We start from the raw sequence: 20,556 nt of genomic DNA on the forward strand, positions 1-20,556 counted from the left end.
GCAGGCATTGCAGATGGAGCGTGCAGGATGAGTGCTGTGGATTTACCCGCTGTACCCCGGGTGTTGATTGCTGAGGCAGACCCTTGGTCGCGGGACCTGCTCAAGCAGGTGTTGTTGAATGTGCGTTGCGACGCACGGCTGGATATGTGTGGCGATGGCCGGCAAGCGGCTACGCTGCTGCGCGACAAAGCCTACGACCTGATCGTGGCGGATTGGGAACTGCCGGGCATCGATGGCCTGAGCCTGTTGCGCAATGTGCGTCAGCAGCGTCGCTCGCCCGCGTTGCCGTTCATCCTCTTGAGCAGTCGCAATGACAGCGCCAGCGTGCGTGAGGCCTTGCCCTTGGCGCCCACGGCGTATTTGACCAAACCGCTGAACATGGACGGCCTGACCCAGCGCCTGCAAGACCTGCTGCTCAACGAAGGCGAAAGCGTGTATTGCGAAGTGCCGCGACTGGCGCCGGGCATGACCTTGCCGGTGTTCCTCGAGCGCCGCCGCGACGCCTGCGATGGCGCGCCGCTGTGGGTCGATGTGAAGGCCGCCGTGCAAGACAGCCTAGGGCCGGAGGGCCTGGACCTCAAGTGCCTGGAAGACCGCGTGTGTATGGACCCGCAGATCACTGCCGTGCTGATCGCCGCCGCCAACAGCGCCGGCCATCACGGCACGCCGGTGCAGACCCTGTCGGCGGCGTTGCACAAGCTGCAGGCCGGGCAAAGCATGAACCTGATACTCGGTCTGGCGCTCAAGCACAACGTGGTATTGGGTGATCCAGGCCTGGTGGCGTATGCCGAGCGTCACTGGCAGTTGTCCCAGGACACCGCCGACTACGCCCGCCGTCTGGCGCGCATGCTGGAGCTGGACCACGAGCGCTGCTACAGCGCGGGCATCCTGCATCGGCTCGGCGACCTGGCGTTGTTGCGCTGCCTGGAAGACTGGCGCCAGGGTGGCGGGGCGCTGGATGACGCAGCGATTGGCGAGTCGCTGCACGCCTTGGGTGCCGCCTACGGTTCGGCGTTGCGCACGCGTTGGCGCTTGCCGCTGGAACTGCGTCAGTTGATCGCGGCGATCTACTCCCTGGAAGGCGGGGTGTATTCGCGGGAGGCGCTGGTGATGAACCTGGCGGCGCAGATGGCGCGGTTGACCGAGCATGAAGGGCTGGAAGCGCTGGTCAGGAGCAAGACCGCGCGCTTGCTGAAAGTGGGGCTGTCGGAGCTGATGAGGTTGCGCAAGGCCTAAAGGGCTATGAAATTCAGATGTGGGAGGAGGCAAGTCCCCTCCCACATGTGATCTGTGTTGATTCTCTAGCCAGCAACCACGCGGTTTTTGCCCAGGCGCTTGGCCTCGTACATGGCGCCATCCGCGCGGGCGAACAGGCTGTCCAGGGTCGAGTCTTGCTCGTTGAGGCTGGCCAGGCCCTGGCTGACCGTCACGGTGAACGCGTGGCCTTCATAGCTGAAGCTCAACGCCTGGATTTCCTTGCCAAGCCGCTCAGCGACCTGCTGCGCCATCTCCGGCGCGCAACCGGGCAGCACGGCGGCGAACTCTTCGCCGCCAATGCGCCCGAACAGGTCGCCACGGCGCAGTACGCCACGACCGCTCTCGGCAATGCGCCGCAACACCTGATCGCCCTCCAAGTGGCCGTAGGTGTCGTTGACGTCCTTGAAGTCATCGATGTCCAGCAGCAGGAATGCCAGCGGCGCAGCCTGGGCGCGGGCGCTGTCGAAGGCCTGGTTGGCGCATTCGAAAAAGTGTCGGCGGTTGCTGCTCTGGGTCAGCACGTCGGTGGTGGCCAGGCGGTGCAGCTCCAGCTCCAACTGTTTCTTGTCGGTGATGTCCTCGGCCATGCCGACCACGATCAATGGTTCGCCCGGTTCGGCCTGCTGGTTGATGTAGCACTTGTCGCTGAGCCAGCGAATCTGCCCGCCGGCCGTGATGATGCGGTACTCGCGGTCTTCCACGGCGCCTTGTTCGAGTACGCGGGCCAGGCTGTGTTCGGCGTAGTCGAGGTCTTCGGGGTGAATGCTGTTGCGCCATTCCCGGTGGTCGGCCAGCAGCATGCCGGCGGAACGGCCGAACACCCGCTCATACGCCGGGCTCACATACAGCACGCGCCGCGACGCCCAGTCGATGGCCCATAGCACCGCATTCACGCTGACCAGCAGGGAACTGAGTAATTGCTCACGCTCACTCAGCCGCTCGACCTCGCCCTGGGCGTGCATCAACGCCAGCAAGGTTGCTGCGGCTGCGGGGCGTGGGGGTTCAGCGGTGGGGGGAGCGGGCAGGTGCGTTTTTTCTTGGACCATCGGCACAACTCTCTCTGGGCGCGCCGCAGGGTTCAGCAGCGGTCACAACAAGGGGCCACCATGATGGCGAAGTGTTGTTTGAGAGGGGCGAATTGCGTCTAAGTTCCGTCATTGGGGGCGATTGTGACGGATTTATGGGTGTCTGGAGAATGGCGTCAAAAAAGCGATCAAAGGGGAAGGCAAGCCTTCCCCCCTGCGTGTTCACACCGTTGCAGGGCGCAACGAGTAGGTCTTCAATTGGTGGGCAAAATCGCGCAGGGACTGGATGCCGCTGGCCTCGGCCTCATGCACCCACTCCTTGATCGCGGCCAGCATATCGTGGCCGTTGGAGCTGGTCTTGAGCCAGATCTGCTGCAGGGCCAGACGCTTTTCGTAGATCACTTTCAGGGCCTGGCTGTGTTCCAGCATGCTCTGGATACGCAGGTGGTGGCGGTCATCCAGCAGGCTGGTTTCCCGCGACAGCAGGCGCTTGGCACGGTGGAACTGGTGGCGCACCGAGTGATCGACCTTCTCCAGTTCCTGCTTGACCAGCGGGCCGATCACCAGCTTGCGGTACTGGGCCATGATCTGGAAACGGTTGTTGAGGATCGCCATGGCGGTGTCCATGTCCAGGTGGCCCTTGCCTTCGACACGGTGGGCGATCGGCGCGACGCGCTGCACCTTGGCCAGGCGCAGCAAGCTGAACAGCTTGATCCACGCCCAGCCGAGGTCGAATTCCCATTTCTTCACCGACAGCTTGGCGGAGTTGGGGTAGGTGTGGTGGTTGTTGTGCAGCTCTTCGCCGCCCACGATGATGCCCCACGGCACCAGGTTGGTCGCCGCGTCCCGGCATTCGAAGTTGCGATAGCCCACGGCGTGGCCGAGGCCGTTGATCACACCGGCGGCCCAGAATGGAATCCACATCATCTGGATCGCCCAGATGGTGATGCCGATGGTGCCGAACAGCAGAAGGTCGATCACACCCATGATTGCCACACCCAAAAGCGGGTAGGGCGTGTAGAGTTTGCGTTCGATCCAGTCGTCCGGGCAGTTCTTGCCGTAGATGCGCAGGGTCTCGGGGTTCTCCGCTTCGGCGCGATAGAGCTCGGCACCTTTGCGCAATACGGTAGACAGGCCTTTAATGACGGGACTGTGCGGGTCGTCGACGGTTTCGCATTTGGCGTGATGCTTACGGTGGATGGCGGTCCACTCGCGGGTGTTCTGCGCCGTGGTCAGCCACAGCCAGAAGCGGAAGAAGTGTTTCAGGCCGGCATTGAGCTCCAGGGAGCGATGGGCTGAATAGCGGTGCAGATAGACGGTGACCCCAATAATGGTCACGTGGGTCATCAACAGGGTGACTGCCACCAGTTGCCAGGCTGACAGGTCAAGAAAACCGTTGTACCACATAGGCTGTATGGCCCTCAGATAAAGAAAAAAACAGCTCACGCATTATCACTAAGCTCACAGAGAAAACCAGCCGACCTTTCAGATAGGAGTGACGGGATGTTTCTTATTCTATAATCCGTAACCTTTGTAGGGCGAATCTAGCTTTTTAGTAAGGATTACTGGCCATATGTTGTTCTCATACCGAGGTGCCCGGCGCGCGGGGTTGGTATATCTGCTGGTTTCGCTGCTGTGGGTTGTGCTTACTCACCGGGTATTGATCAAGTTCCTCGATGACCCGGTTGAGTTAGATCAGTGGCTGCAGTTGCGCGGCTATGTGTGGGTGGCCCTCAGCGCCCTGGTGATTTACCTGATTTGCGCGCGCTTTGCGCGCGTCAACGAATTGCAGCAACCGCTCAAAGAGAGTCGTGAGCGCCTGCGCCAGGCCGCTGCCGTGTTCGATTGCACCCGTGAAGGGGTGCTGGTCACCGATGCCAAGGGGCAGATCGTCCATGTGAACCGGGCCTTTATGGCGATCACCGGCTATCGGCGCGAAGATGTCATGGGCGAGCAACCCAGCTTGTTCAAGTCAGGCCGCCATTCGTCGAGTTTTTACCAGCAGATGTTCCTGGCCCTGGAGCAAACCGGCGAATGGAGCGGGGAAATCTGGAACCGGCGCAAAAGCGGCGAAATTTATCCACAGTGGCAAACCATCCGGGTGATTCACGACGACCTCGGCCATGTCAGCCATTACGTCGCGGTGTTTTCCGATATCAGCGCCATCAAGGATTCCGAGCACGAACTGGCGCACCTCGCGCACCACGACCCGCTGACCGACCTGCCCAACCGCCTGCTGTTCACCGACCGCGCCGAGCAGGCCCTGGCTTCGGCGCAAGTGCATAAACGCGGCTGTGCGTTGCTGCTGCTCGACCTGGACCACTTCAAGATCATCAACGACAGCCTGGGCCATAACGTCGGCGACCAGTTGCTCAAATTGGTCGGTGAACGCCTGAGAAGCCAATTCGGCACCGGCGTGACGCTGGCGCGGCTGGGCGGGGACGAATTCGCGGTGTTGGCGGAAAACTGTCCACAGGTGGTGCAGGCCGCCGCGCTCGCGCAACGCATGCTCGATGCGATGAAACTCCCGTTCAATTTCGACGGCCACCAATTGTTTATCAGTGCGAGCGTTGGCATCAGCCTGTTTCCCAGCGACGCGCTGAGTGCCCAGCAGTTGTTGCGTAACGCCGATTCCGCGTTGTTCAAGGCCAAGAGCGTCGGCCGTGAAGGCTACGCGTTGTACACCGAAGAGTTGACTGCCCACGCGCAGAACCGCGTGGAAATTGCCGGCGAACTGCGCCGCGCCCTCGACCAGCAGGAGCTGCGTGTCTACTACCAGCCGGTTCACGACCTGCACACCAGCCGCCTGATCGGCGTCGAAGCCCTGGTGCGCTGGCAACACCCGGAGCGCGGCCTGGTGCCGCCGGTCGAGTTCATCCCCATCGCCGAACGCACCGGGTTGATTGCCGATATCGACGCCTGGGTCATGCACGAGGCTTGCGCCCAGATGTGCCAGTGGCTGGAGGACGGCGTGCCGTTGAGGTTTATCGCGATCAACGTGTCCAGTCGCTTGTTTGCGCGACGCGAGTTGTATGAGCAAGTCGCCAAGGTGCTGCACGACACTGGCCTGGACCCGGCTTACCTGGAGCTGGAAGTCACCGAAAGCGCGGTGATGGAAGACCCCGAAGTGGCCCTGGAACAACTGCACCGCCTGCGCGAGCTGGGCCTGCGTCTGGCCATTGATGACTTTGGCACCGGCTATTCGTCGCTGCTGCGCCTCAAGCGCCTGCCGGTGCAGAAGCTCAAGATCGACCAGGGCTTTGTCGCCGGGGTGCCGTGGGATGAAGACGACGCCGCCATCGTGCGCGTGGTGATCGCCCTGGCGAAAAGCATGGGCATGCAGGTACACGCCGAGGGGATCGAACAGGTGGAGCAGGCGCGGTTCCTGCTGGAGCAAAACTGCGACATGGGCCAGGGCTATTGGTTTGGCCGCCCGATGCCGGCGTGTGAGATCGATTGGGACCGAGCCCCCGCCATCCCGAGTTGAAATGCAGTCAAGTGTGGGAGGGAGCAAGCCCCTCCCACAATTGGATATTCGCCAGGCTCGATTTTGGCACTTGGTCACAAAACGCCGTCGTAACCCCACGTCCGGCCAGAAAATTCTTTCTGGTTATATAAACATTCTTAAATAGTATTTTTAAGAATATCCGCGCTTATCTACTATCGCCCTCACGCCGCAAGCAGTGCCGCCACTGCGCGGCACTCTTCATTTCAGGAGCGAGACCATGAGCGCATCTCTACGTAGCGTCGACGGCCAGGACGAAGCAGCCATTTTGCGTGAGATCCAGAGCGCGTTGCGCGATCTGCGCTTTGGCGCGGTGGAAATCACTGTACACAACGCTCAAGTAGTACAGATCGAACGCAAAGAAAAATTCCGCCTGCAGAACCCGGGTAACAAACCGGCCTGAGCAAGAGCGGCGATAGACCCATCACTATAAGAAATGCCCCTGTAGGCGCGAGCTTGCTCGCGAAAAGCTTGAAGGCAACGCGTTGCACCTGATGTGCAGCGTTATCGTTGACGTTTTTCGCGAGCAAGCTCGCTCCTACAGTCGTCAGCCAACACCCCGGAATTTCAGGAGCTTTCTATGTCGTCGATTCGCCGTTACGCCCTGGCTGCCTTGGCCAGCGCCGTGTTTGCCGGGTCTGCAGTTGCCAAGGACTACGAGTTGCTCAACGTCTCGTATGACCCGACCCGTGAGCTGTACCAGGACTACAACGCTGAGTTCACCAGCTACTGGAAACAGTCCCACCCCGGCGACAGCGTCAAGATCCAGCAATCCCACGGCGGCTCGGGCAAACAGGGCCGTGCGGTGATCGACGGCCTACGTGCCGACGTCGTGACCCTGGCCCTGGCCGGTGATATCGACGAAATCGCCAAGTTGGGCAAGACCCTGCCGGAAAACTGGCAGACCCGCCTGCCGGATGCGAGCACCCCGTACACCTCGACCATCGTGTTCCTGGTGCGCAAGGGCAACCCCAAAGGCATCAAGGACTGGGGCGACCTGATCAAGAAAGACGTGTCGGTCATCACCCCGAACCCGAAAACCTCCGGCGGTGCGCGCTGGAACTTCCTCGCCGCCTGGGCCTATGGCCTGAAAGCCGGTGGCAGTGAAGCCAAGGCGCAGGAATACGTCAAAGAGCTGTTCAAGCACGTACCGGTCCTCGACACCGGGGCGCGCGGTTCGACCATCACCTTCGTCAACAACGGTCAGGGTGACGTGTTGCTGGCCTGGGAAAACGAGGCGTTCCTGGCATTGAAAGAAAACGGCGGCGCCGACAAGTTCGACATCGTCGTACCGTCCCTGTCGATCCTCGCCGAGCCGCCTGTGGCCGTGGTCGACAAGAACGCTGAGAAAAAGGGCAACACCGAGATCGCTACCGAGTACCTCAAGCACCTGTACAGCCCGGCTGGCCAGGAGATTGCGGCGAAGAACTTCTACCGCCCACGCGATGAGAAAATCGCCGCCAAATACGCCCAGCAGTTCCCGAAGCTGGATTTGGTGACTATCGACAAAGACTTCGGCGGCTGGAAAACTGCGCAGCCGAAATTCTTTAACGACGGTGGCGTGTTCGACCAGATCTACTCGGCGCAATAAAAACACCGCCCTCTGTAGGAGCGAGCTTGCTCGCGAAGAAGGTCCAGGCACCGCGTGCACCCAGAATGTGCGCGTTATCGTTGACGTTTTTCGCGGGTAAGCCCGCTCCTACAGAGCACGCATTCACCTGCGGGTTTTGTGTGTCAGACCTGCTAACCAAGGACTTTTATGTCGCGTCGTATTTCCCCCGTCATACCCGGCTTCGGGCTGACGCTGGGCTACACCGTGGTGTACCTCAGCCTGATCGTACTCATCCCCCTCGCGGCGATGTTTGTACACGCCGCTCAACTTACCTGGGATCAGTTCTGGAACATCATCACCGCACCGCGTGTGCTGGCGGCATTGAAGTTGAGCTTCAGCACCGCGCTGTACGCCGCGCTGATCAATGGCCTGATCGGCACGCTGCTGGCCTGGGTGCTGGTGCGCTACACCTTCCCCGGGCGCAAGATCATCGATGCGATGATCGACCTGCCGTTCGCCCTGCCCACCGCTGTCGCCGGTATCGCGCTGACCGCGCTGTACACCCCGACCGGCCTGGTCGGCCAGTTCGCCGCCGACCTGGGCTTCAAGATCGCCTACAGCCCCTTGGGCATCACCCTGGCGCTGACCTTCGTCACGTTGCCGTTCGTGGTCCGCACGGTGCAGCCGGTCCTCGCCGATATCCCCCGGGAAATCGAAGAAGCCGCCGCCTGCCTGGGCGCCAAGCCGTTGCAGGTGTTTCGCTACATCCTCGTGCCCGCGTTGCTGCCTGCCTGGCTGACCGGCTTCGCCCTGGCGTTTGCCCGTGGCGTCGGTGAGTACGGTTCGGTGATCTTCATCGCCGGCAACATGCCGATGAAGACCGAGATCCTGCCGCTGCTGATCATGGTCAAGCTCGACCAGTACGACTACCACGGCGCCACCTCCATCGGTGTGCTGATGCTGGTGGTTTCCTTCGTGTTGCTGCTGCTGATCAATTTGCTGCAGCGGCGCATCGAACACCCATAAGGAGGCGCGGAACATGTCCCAATCGTCTATCTCCGCCGCGTCCTCGGCCAACGCTGCCCGGCGTGGCAGTGCGTTGTCGCGGCGCATCCTGATCAGCCTGGGCTGGCTGGTGTTCTTCCTGTTCCTGGTGCTGCCGCTGTTTATCGTGGTGTCCCAGGGCTTGAAGAATGGCCTCGGCGCGTTCTTCACCGCGATCCTCGAGCCCGATGCGCTGTCGGCGCTCAAGCTCACGGTGGTCGCCGTGCTGATCTCGGTGCCGCTCAACGTGGTGTTCGGCGTCAGCGCCGCATGGTGCGTGAGCAAGTACTCGTTCCGTGGCAAGAGCATCCTGGTGACGCTGATCGACCTGCCGTTCTCGGTGTCGCCGGTGATCGCGGGCCTGGTCTATGTGCTGATGTTCGGCGCCCAGGGCTTCTTTGGGCCGTGGCTGCAGGCGCATGACATCCAGATCGTGTTCGCCTTGCCGGGCATCGTGCTGGCGACCATCTTCGTCACCGTGCCGTTCGTGGCCCGGGAGCTGATCCCGCTGATGCAGGAACAAGGCACCCAGGAAGAAGAAGCCGCGCGGCTGCTTGGCGCCAATGGCTGGCAGATGTTCTGGCATGTCACCGTGCCGAATATCAAATGGGGCCTGATCTACGGCGTGGTGCTGTGTACCGCGCGGGCGATGGGTGAGTTCGGCGCGGTGTCGGTGGTGTCCGGCCACATTCGCGGCGTGACCAACACCTTGCCGCTGCACGTCGAGATTCTCTACAACGAATACAACCACGTCGCCGCGTTTGCGGTGGCGAGTCTGTTGCTGATCCTGGCGCTCTTCATCCTGCTGCTCAAGCAGTGGAGCGAGAACCGTATCAACCGCCTGCGCGCAGCTGCGGCTGAGGAATAATCCATGTCCATCGAAGTCCGTAATGTCAGCAAGAACTTCAACGCCTTCAAGGCCCTGAACAGCATCAACCTGGACATCCAGAGTGGCGAGCTGGTGGCGTTGCTGGGGCCCTCCGGCTGCGGCAAGACCACCTTGCTGCGCATCATCGCCGGTCTCGAAACCCCGGATACCGGCAGCATCGTGTTCCACGGTGAAGACGTCTCCGGCCACGACGTGCGTGATCGCAACGTCGGGTTTGTGTTCCAGCACTACGCGCTGTTCCGCCACATGACCGTGTTCGATAACGTCGCCTTCGGCCTGCGCATGAAGCCGAAGAACCAGCGCCCGAACGAAAGCCAGATCGCGGTCAAAGTCCACGAACTGTTGAACATGGTGCAACTGGACTGGCTGTCCGACCGCTACCCGGAACAACTCTCCGGTGGCCAACGCCAGCGCATCGCCCTGGCCCGCGCCCTGGCGGTGGAGCCCAAAGTGCTGCTGCTCGACGAACCCTTCGGCGCCCTCGACGCCAAGGTGCGCAAAGAGCTGCGCCGCTGGCTGGCGCGCCTGCACGAAGATATCAACCTGACCTCGGTGTTCGTGACCCACGACCAGGAAGAGGCGATGGAAGTCGCCGACCGTATCGTGGTGATGAACAAGGGCGTGATCGAGCAGATCGGCTCACCGGGCGACGTCTACGAAAACCCGGCCAGCGATTTCGTCTACCACTTCCTCGGCGACTCCAACCGCCTGCACCTGGGGGGCGACCAACACGTGCTGTTCCGCCCCCACGAAGTGTCGCTGTCGCGCCATGAACTGGAAGACCACCATGCCGCCGAAGTGCGCGATATCCGGCCGCTGGGGGCGACCACGCGGGTGACCTTGAAAGTCGAAGGCCAGAGCGAACTGATCGAAGCCGAAGTGGTGAAAGACCACGACAGCCTGATCGGCCTGGCACGAGGCGAGACCTTGTTCTTCAAACCCAAGGTCTGGCAAAAAGCCTAAGTACACTACAACACCCAATGTGGGAGGGGGCTTGCCCCCGATGGCGGTGGATCAGTCACTGAAGATATTGACTGACCCACCGCTATCGGGAGCAAGCCCCCTCCCACATTCAGACTTCTCTCGGCTTTAGATCGCGGCGAGCGACTGGCCCGGAGCGGTGTTCAATCTGCTCTTTGAGCTCATGCCGCAACCCCAGCAAAAACGCCAACTCCGCCACCACAAACAACGGCCCGACGATCAGCCCCGACACATCATCCACAAACGCCGGCTTCTTGCCTTCGTAGTAATGCCCGACAAACTGAATCACCCAACCCACCACGAACATACCGATACCGCCGCTGAGCCAGACCGGCGTGCTTTGCGCCGCCAGTACATGCCCGGCCCACACCGACAAGCCCATCAACACGCTCATCAGCACGCCCAGCGCGAGTTCCAGGCGCAGGTAGAACCACGCCGCAAGCAGCGCGACGATCAGTGCCGGCGACAGCCAGAGCCCGGCCAGCGGCCACTCCGGGCGTGAAAGCAACGCGGCGACGGCGACCACGATCAGCGGGATGCCGATAAAGTGGCTGGCGATATTGCGCGGGTCGCGGTGGTAGGCGGCGTATTGACTGAGGTGGTCGACGAGGCTTTTCATTGTTATTCCTCCTGTAGGATGTTTGATCATGCCCTGTCAGCCTTCGCCTAACTGTCAGTTGGGCGACAATCTTCGGAGTTCTCATGAACGCAGAGCAATGGCGACCCCGGCTGGCTGCCGGGCACTGGTTCAGCCACTTGCCCGGCGCTTTTCAGCATAGTCTGCTGGCCCACGCGCGGCTGCGGCTGCTGACGGCGGGGCAATACCTGTTCAAGCGCGGTGACCCACCCTGCGGCTTGTATGCGGTGCTCGACGGCAGTTTGCGGATCAGCGCGGTGAACGAGCAGGGCAAGGAAGCGCTGCTCAGCCTGGTGGAGTCGCCCTACTGGTTCGGTGAAATCTGCCTGTTCGATGGCCTGCCGCGCACCCACGACGCCTGTGCGGTCGGGCCGTGCAGGCTGTTGCAGGTGCCCCAGCAGGCATTGCTCGACATTCTCGATGAAACCCCGCAGTACTGGCGCGACTTGGCCTTGCTGATGAGCCAAAAGTTGCGCCTGAGTTTCATCGGCCTCGAACAGCTCAGCCTGATGCCCGCCTCGGTGCGGCTGGCCCATCGTTTGTTGATGATCATTGAAGGGTACGGCGACATCGAACCCTCAAAACGCCGGCTGCAGTTACCCCAGGAAGACCTGGCGGCGATGTTGAGCCTGTCGCGCCAGACCACCAACGCCTTGCTCAAGGACCTGCAAGCCCAGGGCATCGTGCGCCTGGGCTATGGCGAGATCGAAATCCTCGATGCACGGCGCCTGCGTGAGGCGGCGCACACCTCAGGGTGTTAGCCTGCAGGTCTGATCAATCGAGGTGTGTTATGCGCGTGCTGTTAGTGGAACATGAATCCGAAGAAGCACAGCGGATGGCCCAGGGTTTGAACGAGGCCGGTTATTCCGTGGAAGTCGCGGCCAACGGCATGGCCGCCCAGCGGCTTGTCGAGGGCAACGAGTACGACCTGGTGATTCTGGACGTGATGCTGCCCGGGCAGAACGCCTGGAAGTTGCAGCAGGCGATTCGGCACAAAGGCGAGACGCCGGTATTGTTTCTGACCAGCCCGGGTGGGATCGAAGACCGTCTGCGCGACTTGGAATTGCATGAAGATGATTATTTACTCAAGCCGTTTGAAGACAAGGCGCTGGTCATGCGCGTGAAAAAACTACTGCGTCGCGATCGCGGGCGCTGATAGATGTGTGGCCTGGGCTCTCGCGATCGCGGGCAAGCCCGGCTGTTAAATGTGGGAGGGAGCTTGCCCCCGATGACGGTGGATCAATTGATGAATGCGCTAGCTGATACACCACCCCTCCCATAGTTTGATTTTTTAGTTATTAATAAATAGCTTCTTATTCCTTAACGAATATAAACCCCGTCCCTATACTGTCCAGCAACGTTAAACGCTGCAGGAGGGCACACCCATGCACAGCGAATCGATTCGTTACCTGATCGTGCCGGGCTGGCAAGGATCGCCAGAAGATCATTGGCAAACGCATTGGCAGAACAGCCTGCCCAACAGCGCCCGGGTGGAGCAGGCCGATTGGCTGACGCCGCGTCGCGAAGACTGGGTGGTCGCGCTGGCCGAGGCGATCGCCGCCGACAGCACGCCAGTGATTCTGATCGCCCATAGCCTGGGCTGCATCACCGTGGCCCACTGGGCTGCCACTGCCCCGCTGCAGTTTTTGCGGCAGGTGCGCGGGGCGTTGCTGGTGGCGCCGGCGGATGTCGAACGCCCGGCCTGTGCCCCCGCGCTGCGTAACTTCGCGCCGATTCCACGCGACCTGCTGCCGTTTCCCAGCCAGGTGGTCAGCTCCGACAACGACAGTGCCGTCAGCGCCCCCAGGGCCATGGAGCTGGCGCGCGACTGGGGTGCTGAAGCCGGCATTTTGTCCGGTGCCGGGCATATCAATGTGAAGTCCGGCCACCAGCGCTGGGAGCAGGGTTTCGCGTATCTCTATCGCCTGCAAAGCCGCCTGGAGCATCACGCCCGGCGCACGGCCTGAACCTTTTTCAACGCCCCGTCCCTGAGCGGATTGGGGGCGGGAGCCTGCCATGAGTCTGCATGAAACCTTCGGTCAGCCGCTGCTGACCTTCCCCGACGCCGAAAAAAGCCCGCTGAGCATCCGCGCCAAGGCACTGGTGTTCGTCGACCCGCGTTCGCGGCAACTGCGCGAAGCGCTGGAACACCTCGCGCCCCGCGCCTTGCCGGTGTTGATCCGTGGCGAGACCGGCAGCGGCAAGGAGTTGCTGGCGCGGCATATCCATCGGGGCAGCGACCGCGCCGGGCTGTTTGTCTCGGTCAATTGCGGCGCGATCAGCCCGACCTACGCCGATGCCGAGCTGTTCGGCTACGCCGCCGGTGCCCACAGTGGCGCGGCGAGCAGCCGGGCCGGCTGGTTCGGCTCGGCCAACGGCGGCACCTTGTACCTGGATGAGATCGGCGACTTGCCGTTGCCGATCCAGGTCAAATTGCTCGCCGCCCTGGAAAACCACGAGGTCACCCGCGTCGGCGCGCATCAACCAAGCCCGGTGGACGTGCGCCTGGTGGCGGCGACCAGCATCGACCTGGCCCAGGCCGTGGCCGCAGGCAAGTTCAATGAGCGCCTGTTCCACTACCTCAGCGAAGGCCGGTTGGACCTGCCGGCCTTGCGCGAGCGGGTCGGCGACATCCTGTCCCTGGCCGAATACTTCCTCGGCATCTACAGCCAGCGCCTGGACCTGCCGGTGCCGCTGATCAGCGACGCGGCCCAGCGCGTGCTGGAACACCACAGCTGGCCGGGCAATACCCGCGAACTGGAGAACGTCATCCACTTTGCCTTGCTGGTCAGCAGCGGCGACGAAATCTTGCCGGAGCATTTGAACCTGCCGACCGCCGGTTCGCCGCTGGAGCAGGTGCAGCGGATATTCGAAAGCGCCAGTGCGGCCGAACGGGAAACCTTGCGCAAATTCCTACATGAACAAAATGGAATATCAACCTGAATAAAAGGTATTGTTCGGGAATAAAAAATCTAGGTATTGTCACTCTCACGCCGCGATAGCACTTCGCTGGCACTCCACCCCAATACGGTCGTCAGAGACGCCCCGGAATGTCGTTAAGGACACTCATGAAAAAGGTTCTGTTGTTTACCGCACTGGCGGCTGCCCTGACTGCGGGCTTCGCCCAGGCCAACGAAAAGCTGATAGTGGCCGCTACCCCGGTCCCACACGCCGAGATCCTCGAGCTGGTCAAGCCGACCCTCGCCAAAGAAGGCGTGGATCTGGAAATCAAAGTCTTCACCGACTACGTACAGCCCAACGTGCAGGTGGCCGAGAAGCGTCTGGACGCCAACTACTTCCAGACCCTGCCGTACCTGGAAAACTTCAACAAAGGTAAAGGCACCAACCTGGTCACCGTAGTGGGCGTACACGTTGAACCCTTCGGCGGTTACTCGAAGAAAATCAAAAACATTTCTGAGCTCAAAGATGGCGCCACCGTGGCCATTCCGAACGAAGGCTCCAACAGCGGCCGTGCCCTGTTGCTGCTGCAGAAGGCCGGTGTGATCACCCTGAAAGACCCGACCAATGCGCTGGCGACGCCAAAAGACATTGCCAGCAACCCGAAAAACCTGAAGTTCAAAGAGCTGGAATCAGCCCTGTTGCCACGCGTGCTGGACCAGGTTGACCTGGACATGATCAACACCAACTACGCCCTGGAAGCTGGCCTCAACCCGGCCAGGGACGCGTTGATCATCGAAGACGCCAAATCGCCGTATGTGAACTTCCTGGTGGCGCGCCCGGACAACAAGGACAGCGCTGCTATCCAGAAACTGGCCAAGGCCCTGACCAGCCCGGAAGTCAAAGCGTTCATCGAGAAGAAATACAACGGCGCGGTTGTGCCGGCGTTCTGATCGAGCGGTAAAACCTTTCAAGGTTTAAACGCCGACGGCTTGCATAGCGTCGGCGTTTTTTTATGGTTGGAATTTGGAATGCGCTCAAAATTGTGGGAGGGGGCTTGCCCCCGATAGCAGTGGTTCAGTCAATGCATCGGTGACTGTCATACCGCTATCGGGGGCAAGCCCCCTCCCACATTTGATTTTTATCTCACCGTGGATTTTCAGCGTTTCACCGCACTCGGGCGTTGATCGCCCTGCGCAATGCCACCAACCATTTCACCAGCTCCTGCGGATCAATCGGTTTCGCTTCGTTCATTGTTCATTCCCTCGAATCACAGACCCCACAACCATAGCCGTCATTGGCCAACCCCGCGAATCTGGCAGCTATCGTGTTGGGCGATATCAATGTGATATTTCGGTATCAAAAATGGACGGTTTATGCCAATAAAGGCCGGGCTACCCGGCGTCTTGAGCGTGGGCATTCGTTTGGCTTCGGAACCATTGGCGCTGGGCGCCATCCATGCACATGGAACCCTGCTAAAAGGTCGTAGTCGCCTACACTCCGGCAAGTTGGCATCACGTAAAGGAGCCTGCATGGGCGGTCACCCTTCGACAGTTATTTTCGCACTTGGCCTGTTGGCGCTGCTGAGCGGCTGCGGCCAGGAAAAAGCCGAGCCCAAGCAGCATGCGCGGGTGTTCGTGCAGACCGTGCAGCCGACTGACTACGCAGTGGCCGTCACGCTGACCGGCGATATCCAGGCGCGGGTGCAAACCGATCTGTCCTTTCGCGTGGGGGCAAGATCATTCAGCGCATGGTCGATGTGGGCGACCATGTCAGCGCCAAGCAAGTGCTGGCCAAGCTCGACCCCAAGGACTTGCAGAGCAGTGTCGACTCCGCCCAGGCCCAGGTCGTGGCCGAGCAGGCGCGGGTCAAGCAGACCGCTGCCGCGTTCGTGCGCCAGGAAAAACTCCTGCCCAAGGGCTACACCAGCCGCAGTGAATACGACACCGCCCAGGCCGCGTTGCGCAGCAGCCAAAGCGCCCTGGCCGCCGCCCAGGCGCAACTGGCCAATGCCCGCGAGCAACTGGGCTACACCGCGCTGTTCGCCGAGGCCCCCGGGGTGATTACTGCGCGCCAGGCTGAAGTGGGCCAGGTGGTGCAGGCCACCGTGCCGATCTTCAGCCTGGCCCGCGAGGGCGAGCGCGACGCGGTATTCGACGTGTACGAGTCGTTGCTGGTGGAGCCGCCGGCCGATGCGCCGATCACGGTGAGCCTGTTGGATAACCCCAGTATCAAGGTCCAGGGCCACGTCCGCGAAGTTACCCCGGCCGTCGCTGCCAATACCGGCACGGTGCAAGTCAAAATCGCTCTGGAGGCCCTGCCCGCGGGCATGCATCTGGGCTCGGTGGTCAGCGCTACCGCCAACGGTCCGGCCAAGCCCAGCATCGAGCTGCCATGGTCGGCGCTGACCAAAGACCTCAGCGCCCCCGCCGTGTGGCTGGTGGATGGCGACGGCCTGGCGCAGCTGCGCAAGGTCAGTGTGGCGCGTTACCTCACCGGCAAGGTGATCATCAGTGACGGTCTGCAGGGCGGTGAAAAAGTCGTGGTGGCCGGCGGGCAATTGCTGCACCCCAGCATGCGCGTCGAAATCGCCCAGCCGCCCGACTCGGCCCAGGCCCAAGGAGTGCAACCATGATGCGCCTGACCGGCCTGCTCGCCGCCAGCCTGTTGCTGCTGGCCTGCTCCAAGAACGACCCGCCACCCGACCCCGTGCGCCCGGTGTTGTCCATGGAAGTGAAAGCCGAAGACCAGGAAACCCTCGGCCGTTTCGCCGGCACCATCCAGGCGCGCTACGAAAGCAACCTGGGATTCCGCGTGCCCGGGCGCATCGCCCACCGCACTGTGGATGTCGGCGCCGAGGTGGAGAAGGGCGCGGTACTTGCCGTACTCGACCCCACCGACCAGCAGAACCAACTGCGCGCGGTGCAAGGCGACCTCGCCCGCGTGCAGGCGCAGTTCATCAACGCCCAGGCCAGCGCCCGTCGCCAGCAGGCGTTGTTCAACCGTGGCGTCGGCGCCCAGGCCCAGTTGGACGCAGCCCAGACCGACCTGAAAACCACCCAGGCCAGCCTCGACCAGGCGCAGGCCTCGGTCAACCAGGCCAAGGACCAGCTCAACTACACCCGACTGCGTACCGACCATGGCGGCATCGTTACCGCCTGGAACGCCGAGGCCGGCCAGGTGGTCAGCGCGGGCCAGCAAGTGGTGACCCTGGCGCGCCCGGACATCAAGGAGGCGGTGATCGACCTGCCCGCCGGCCTCGCCGAGCGCCTGCCGCCCGATGTGGTGTTCCTCGTCGCCGGGCAACTCGACCCCAGCGTGAACACCACTGCCACCGTGCGCGAAATCGAGCCCCAGGCCCAGAGCGCCACGCGCACCCGTCGCGCGCGCCTGACCCTGGCCGACACGCCGGCGGCCTTTCTGCTGGGTACGGCGATCAGCGTGACCTTGAGCTCGGCCATCCCACAGCGTATCGAACTGCCGTTGAGCGCCTTGCAGCAAATCGACGGCAAAACGCGGATCTGGCTGCTGGACACCCAAAGCCGGACCGTGCAGCCGCGTGAAGTCACGGTGCTCAGTCGTGACGCCGACAGCGTTGTGCTCAGCGGCGGGGTCAAGCCCGGTGAGCGCATCATCGTCGCCGGTGTGAACAGCCTGCAACCGGGGCAAACAGTCAAGATCGACGAGGACAGCCCGCGATGAAAGGGAGCTTCAACTTATCCGAATGGGCCCTCAAGCATCAGTCCTTCATCTGGTACCTGATGTTCGTCGCGCTGCTGATGGGCGTGTTTTCCTACAAGAACCTGGGCCGCGAGGAAGACCCTTCGTTCACCATCAAAACCATGGTGATCCAGACCCGCTGGCCGGGCGCGACCCAGGAAGAAACGCTCAAACAGGTGACCGACCGCATCGAGAAAAAACTCGAAGAACTCGACGCCCTCGACTACGTGGACAGTTACACCCGGCCTGGTGAGTCCACGGTGTTTGTGTACCTCAAGGACACCACCAGCGCCAAGGCGATCCCCGAGATCTGGTACCAGGTGCGCAAGAAGATCGACGATATTCGCGGCAGCTTCCCCCAGGGCTTGCAGGGGCCGTCGTTCAACGATGAGTTCGGTGACGTGTTCGGCTCGGTGTACGCCTTTACCAGCGACGGCCTGTCGATGCGCCAGCTGCGCGACTACGTGGAGCAGGCGCGCGCCGAGATCCGTGCGGTGCCGGGCCTGGGCAAGGTCGAGCTGATCGGCCAGCAGGACGAAGTGATTTACCTGAATTTCTCCACGCGCAAACTCGCGGCCCTGGGGATCGACCAACGCCAGGTGGTGCAGAGCCTGCAGGCGCAGAACGCAGTGACCCCGGCCGGGGTGATCGAAGCCGGGCCGGAGCGCATTTCCGTGCGGACGTCCGGGCAGTTCGCCTCGGAAAAAGACCTGGCCAACGTCAACCTGCGTCTCAACGACCGCTTCTATCGCCTGGCGGACGTCGCCGACATCAGCCGCGGCTACGTTGACCCGGCGACGCCAATGTTCCGTTTCAACGGCAAGCCGGCGATCGGTTTGGCGATCGCGATGCAGAAGGGCGGCAATATCCAGTCGTTCGGCGAGGCCCTGCACACGCGCATGGACGAACTGACCGCCGACCTGCCGGTGGGTGTCGGCGTCTACAAGGTCTCCGACCAGGCGGAAGTGGTGCAAGAGGCCGTCGGCGGCTTCACCAGCGCGCTGTTCGAAGCGGTGGTGATCGTGCTGGTGGTGAGCTTTATCAGCCTCGGCTTGCGTGCGGGGCTGGTGGTGGCGTGCTCGATCCCGCTGGTGCTGGCGCTGGTGTTCGTGTTCATGGAATACAGCGGCATCACCATGCAGCGCGTGTCCCTGGGGGCGCTGATCATCGCGCTCGGTTTGCTGGTGGACGACGCGATGATCACCGTGGAGATGATGATCACGCGCCTGGAAAAAGGCGAAACCAAGGCGCAGGCGGCGACCTACGCCTACACCTCCACCGCGTTCCCGATGCTCACCGGCACCCTGGTGACCGTGGCCGGGTTTGTGCCGATCGGCCTCAACGCCAGTTCGGCGGGCGAGTACACCTTCACCCTGTTCGCGGTGATTGCCGTTGCGATGCTGGTGTCGTGGGTGGTGGCGGTGCTGTTTGCGCCGGTGATCGGTGTGCATATCCTCAGCGCCAACGTGAAACCCCACAGTGCCGAACCGGGGCGCATCGGCCGCGCTTTCAATGGCGGCATGCTGTGGGCGATGCGCAACCGCTGGTGGGCCATCGGCATCACCGTGGCGCTGTTCGCGGCGTCGGTGTTTTCCATGCAGTTTGTGCAGAACCAGTTCTTCCCGTCGTCGGACCGCCCGGAGATCCTCGTCGACCTCAACCTGCCGCAAAACGCCTCGATCAACGAAACCCGCAAAGCCGTCGACCGCCTCGAAGCGATCATCAAGGACGACCCGGATATCGAGCGCTGGAGCACTTACATCGGCCAGGGCGCGATCCGTTTCTACCTGCCCCTCGACCAACAACTGGAAAACCCCTACTACGCGCAGTTGGTGATCGTCAGCAAGGGCCTGAAGGCGCGCGGCGAGTTGATCGCGCGCCTGCAAAAACGCCTGCGTGAGGATTTCGTCGGCGTCGGCAGCTTTGTGCAGCCGCTGGAGATGGGCCCGCCGGTGGGGCGGCCGATCCAGTACCGCGTTTCCGGCAAAGACACCGACCAGGTGCGCAAGCACGCCATCGAACTGGCGACCTTGCTGGACAAGAACCGCCACCTGGGCGAGATCATTTACGACTGGAACGAACCGGGCAAAGTCCTGCGCATCGACATTGCCCAGGACAAGGCGCGGCAGTTGGGCTTGTCTTCCGAAGACGTGGCGCAGTTGATGAACAGCGTGGTCAGCGGCGCGTCGGTGACTCAGGTGCATGACGATATCTACCTGATCGACGTGGTCGGCCGCGCCGAAGATGCCGAGCGCGGCACGCCGGAAACCTTGCAGAACCTGCAGATCGTCACGCCCAACGGCGTCTCGATTCCGCTGCTGGCCTTCGCCACCGTGCGTTATGAGCTGGAGCAGCCGCTGGTGTGGCGCCGCGACCGCAAGCCGACGATCACCCTCAAGGTGGCGGTGCGCGACGCGATGCAGCCGACCGATCTGGTCAAGCAGCTCAAGCCTGAGATCGATGCGTTCAACGCCGGCCTGCCGGTGGGCTACAAGGTCGCCACCGGCGGCACCGTGGAAGAAAGCAGCAAGGCCCAGGGCCCGATTGCCAGCGTGGTGCCGTTGATGCTGTTTTTGATGGCGACCTTCCTGATGATCCAACTGCACAGCGTACAGAAGATGTTCCTGGTGGCCAGCGTCGCGCCGCTGGGGCTGATCGGCGTGGTGCTGGCGCTGGTCCCCACCGGCACGCCCATGGGCTTCGTGGCGATCCTTGGCATTCTGGCGCTGATCGGCATCATCATCCGCAACTCGGTGATCCTGGTGACGCAAATCGAGGAATATGAACTGGCCGGCTACACGCCGTGGGATGCGGTGGTGCAAGCCACCGAACACCGGCGCCGGCCGATCCTGCTGACGGCGGCTGCGGCGAGCCTGGGCATGATCCCGATTGCGCGGGAAGTGTTCTGGGGGCCGATGGCCTACGCGATGATCGGCGGGATCATCATTGCCACGCTGCTGACGCTGTTGTTCCTGCCGGCGCTGTATGTGGCCTGGTACAAGATTCGCGAGCCGAAGCCGGAACATCAGGAAGAACGCGGTTAAAAAT

The 20,556-nt window shown here is 62.1% G+C and carries 17 protein-coding genes and 1 pseudogene; 15 read left to right on the plus strand and 3 right to left on the minus strand.

Annotated features, from left to right (window positions below):
- Positions 1 to 27 precede the first annotated feature (27 nt).
- The gene (locus tag RGV59_RS06930) at positions 28 to 1,236 is read left to right on the plus strand and encodes an HDOD domain-containing protein (RefSeq protein WP_104904138.1); all 1,209 of its coding nucleotides are present in this window, start codon (positions 28 to 30) and stop codon (positions 1,234 to 1,236) included.
- 65 nt (positions 1,237 to 1,301) lie between these two features.
- On the opposite strand, the gene RGV59_RS06935 is transcribed toward RGV59_RS06930, so the two are convergent.
- The gene (locus RGV59_RS06935; protein WP_046488792.1) at positions 1,302 to 2,303 is read right to left on the minus strand and encodes a sensor domain-containing diguanylate cyclase; all 1,002 of its coding nucleotides are present in this window, start codon (positions 2,301 to 2,303) and stop codon (positions 1,302 to 1,304) included.
- Between the two features lie 201 nt (positions 2,304 to 2,504).
- Positions 2,505 to 3,689 carry a delta-9 fatty acid desaturase DesA gene (gene desA / locus RGV59_RS06940; protein ID WP_046385075.1) on the minus strand — a complete coding sequence of 395 codons (1,185 nt, stop codon included), beginning with the start codon at positions 3,687 to 3,689 and terminating at the stop codon, positions 2,505 to 2,507.
- Positions 3,690 to 3,855: 166 nt separating this feature from the next.
- Between desA and dibA the strand changes: the two genes are divergently transcribed.
- The 6 genes from dibA (at position 3,856) to RGV59_RS06970 (ending at position 10,235) form a co-directional block, all read left to right on the plus strand.
- The gene (gene dibA / locus RGV59_RS06945; protein WP_102617784.1) at positions 3,856 to 5,769 is read left to right on the plus strand and encodes a phosphodiesterase DibA; all 1,914 of its coding nucleotides are present in this window, start codon (positions 3,856 to 3,858) and stop codon (positions 5,767 to 5,769) included.
- A 238-nt stretch (positions 5,770 to 6,007) separates the two neighbouring features.
- On the plus strand, positions 6,008 to 6,190 hold the full coding sequence (gene oscA / locus RGV59_RS06950; protein WP_010565387.1) for a sulfur starvation response protein OscA: 183 nt from the start codon (positions 6,008 to 6,010) through the stop codon (positions 6,188 to 6,190).
- Positions 6,191 to 6,367: 177 nt separating this feature from the next.
- A complete protein-coding gene (locus RGV59_RS06955) occupies positions 6,368 to 7,378 on the plus strand; it encodes a sulfate ABC transporter substrate-binding protein (RefSeq protein WP_104904136.1) in 1,011 nt (336 codons plus the stop codon).
- 168 nt (positions 7,379 to 7,546) lie between these two features.
- Positions 7,547 to 8,365 (plus strand): sulfate ABC transporter permease subunit CysT, encoded by an 819-nt coding sequence (cysT, locus tag RGV59_RS06960; protein WP_017848609.1) that lies wholly within the window; start codon positions 7,547 to 7,549, stop codon positions 8,363 to 8,365.
- A gap of 13 nt (positions 8,366 to 8,378) precedes the next feature.
- A complete protein-coding gene (gene cysW, locus RGV59_RS06965) occupies positions 8,379 to 9,251 on the plus strand; it encodes a sulfate ABC transporter permease subunit CysW (RefSeq protein ID WP_017848608.1) in 873 nt (290 codons plus the stop codon).
- Positions 9,252 to 9,254: 3 nt separating this feature from the next.
- Positions 9,255 to 10,235, plus strand: coding sequence for a sulfate/molybdate ABC transporter ATP-binding protein (locus RGV59_RS06970; protein WP_017848607.1), 981 nt, complete (start codon positions 9,255 to 9,257; stop codon positions 10,233 to 10,235).
- A 109-nt stretch (positions 10,236 to 10,344) separates the two neighbouring features.
- Here the strand turns inward: RGV59_RS06970 and RGV59_RS06975 are convergent, their stop codons facing one another.
- A complete protein-coding gene (locus RGV59_RS06975) occupies positions 10,345 to 10,872 on the minus strand; it encodes a DUF962 domain-containing protein (protein WP_126585953.1) in 528 nt (175 codons plus the stop codon).
- Between the two features lie 83 nt (positions 10,873 to 10,955).
- Here RGV59_RS06975 and RGV59_RS06980 point away from each other — a divergent pair, with 83 nt between their 5' ends.
- From RGV59_RS06980 to RGV59_RS07015, 8 genes and pseudogenes are all read left to right on the plus strand, one after another.
- Complete coding sequence (locus RGV59_RS06980; RefSeq protein WP_126585952.1) at positions 10,956 to 11,651, plus strand: Crp/Fnr family transcriptional regulator; 696 nt, start codon at positions 10,956 to 10,958, stop codon at positions 11,649 to 11,651.
- Between the two features lie 29 nt (positions 11,652 to 11,680).
- On the plus strand, positions 11,681 to 12,046 hold the full coding sequence (locus RGV59_RS06985; RefSeq protein WP_017848604.1) for a response regulator: 366 nt from the start codon (positions 11,681 to 11,683) through the stop codon (positions 12,044 to 12,046).
- A gap of 229 nt (positions 12,047 to 12,275) precedes the next feature.
- The gene (locus RGV59_RS06990) at positions 12,276 to 12,857 is read left to right on the plus strand and encodes an alpha/beta hydrolase (protein WP_126585951.1); all 582 of its coding nucleotides are present in this window, start codon (positions 12,276 to 12,278) and stop codon (positions 12,855 to 12,857) included.
- Positions 12,858 to 12,906: 49 nt separating this feature from the next.
- Positions 12,907 to 13,833: a sigma 54-interacting transcriptional regulator gene (locus RGV59_RS06995; RefSeq protein WP_046488784.1), complete on the plus strand. Its 927-nt coding sequence runs from the start codon at positions 12,907 to 12,909 to the stop codon at positions 13,831 to 13,833.
- A gap of 125 nt (positions 13,834 to 13,958) precedes the next feature.
- Complete coding sequence (locus RGV59_RS07000; RefSeq protein ID WP_017848601.1) at positions 13,959 to 14,741, plus strand: MetQ/NlpA family ABC transporter substrate-binding protein; 783 nt, start codon at positions 13,959 to 13,961, stop codon at positions 14,739 to 14,741.
- A 579-nt stretch (positions 14,742 to 15,320) separates the two neighbouring features.
- A pseudogene (locus tag RGV59_RS07005) lies at positions 15,321 to 16,423 on the plus strand (efflux RND transporter periplasmic adaptor subunit).
- A complete protein-coding gene (locus tag RGV59_RS07010; protein WP_126585949.1) occupies positions 16,420 to 17,490 on the plus strand; it encodes an efflux RND transporter periplasmic adaptor subunit in 1,071 nt (356 codons plus the stop codon). Before RGV59_RS07005 ends, RGV59_RS07010 begins: the two are co-directional and overlap by 4 nt.
- Positions 17,487 to 20,552, plus strand: a complete 3,066-nt coding sequence (locus RGV59_RS07015; RefSeq protein ID WP_126585948.1) for an efflux RND transporter permease subunit — start codon at positions 17,487 to 17,489, stop codon at positions 20,550 to 20,552. Before RGV59_RS07010 ends, RGV59_RS07015 begins: the two co-directional genes overlap by 4 nt.
- The last annotated feature ends 4 nt before the right edge of the window (positions 20,553 to 20,556 follow it).

The organism is Pseudomonas sp. FG1 (genome assembly GCF_034313875.1).
GTDB lineage: Bacteria > Pseudomonadota > Gammaproteobacteria > Pseudomonadales > Pseudomonadaceae > Aquipseudomonas > Aquipseudomonas veronii.

Bases quoted from the DNA above. Each gene is read 5' to 3' on its own strand.
- RGV59_RS07015 (WP_126585948.1), top strand. From the start codon at position 17,487: ATGAAAGGGAGCTTCAACTTATCCGAATGGGCCCTCAAGCATCAGTCC.
- cysT (WP_017848609.1), top strand. From the start codon at position 7,547: ATGTCGCGTCGTATTTCCCCCGTCATACCCGGCTTCGGGCTGACGCTG.
- RGV59_RS06995 (WP_046488784.1), top strand. From the start codon at position 12,907: ATGAGTCTGCATGAAACCTTCGGTCAGCCGCTGCTGACCTTCCCCGAC.
- RGV59_RS06980 (WP_126585952.1), top strand. From the start codon at position 10,956: ATGAACGCAGAGCAATGGCGACCCCGGCTGGCTGCCGGGCACTGGTTC.
- desA (WP_046385075.1), bottom strand. From the start codon at position 3,689: ATGTGGTACAACGGTTTTCTTGACCTGTCAGCCTGGCAACTGGTGGCA.
- cysW (WP_017848608.1), top strand. From the start codon at position 8,379: ATGTCCCAATCGTCTATCTCCGCCGCGTCCTCGGCCAACGCTGCCCGG.
- RGV59_RS06990 (WP_126585951.1), top strand. From the start codon at position 12,276: ATGCACAGCGAATCGATTCGTTACCTGATCGTGCCGGGCTGGCAAGGA.
- RGV59_RS06975 (WP_126585953.1), bottom strand. From the start codon at position 10,872: ATGAAAAGCCTCGTCGACCACCTCAGTCAATACGCCGCCTACCACCGC.
- RGV59_RS06955 (WP_104904136.1), top strand. From the start codon at position 6,368: ATGTCGTCGATTCGCCGTTACGCCCTGGCTGCCTTGGCCAGCGCCGTG.
- oscA (WP_010565387.1), top strand. From the start codon at position 6,008: ATGAGCGCATCTCTACGTAGCGTCGACGGCCAGGACGAAGCAGCCATT.
- RGV59_RS07010 (WP_126585949.1), top strand. From the start codon at position 16,420: ATGATGCGCCTGACCGGCCTGCTCGCCGCCAGCCTGTTGCTGCTGGCC.
- RGV59_RS06970 (WP_017848607.1), top strand. From the start codon at position 9,255: ATGTCCATCGAAGTCCGTAATGTCAGCAAGAACTTCAACGCCTTCAAG.
- RGV59_RS07000 (WP_017848601.1), top strand. From the start codon at position 13,959: ATGAAAAAGGTTCTGTTGTTTACCGCACTGGCGGCTGCCCTGACTGCG.
- RGV59_RS06935 (WP_046488792.1), bottom strand. From the start codon at position 2,303: ATGGTCCAAGAAAAAACGCACCTGCCCGCTCCCCCCACCGCTGAACCC.
- dibA (WP_102617784.1), top strand. From the start codon at position 3,856: ATGTTGTTCTCATACCGAGGTGCCCGGCGCGCGGGGTTGGTATATCTG.
- RGV59_RS06985 (WP_017848604.1), top strand. From the start codon at position 11,681: ATGCGCGTGCTGTTAGTGGAACATGAATCCGAAGAAGCACAGCGGATG.
- RGV59_RS06930 (WP_104904138.1), top strand. From the start codon at position 28: ATGAGTGCTGTGGATTTACCCGCTGTACCCCGGGTGTTGATTGCTGAG.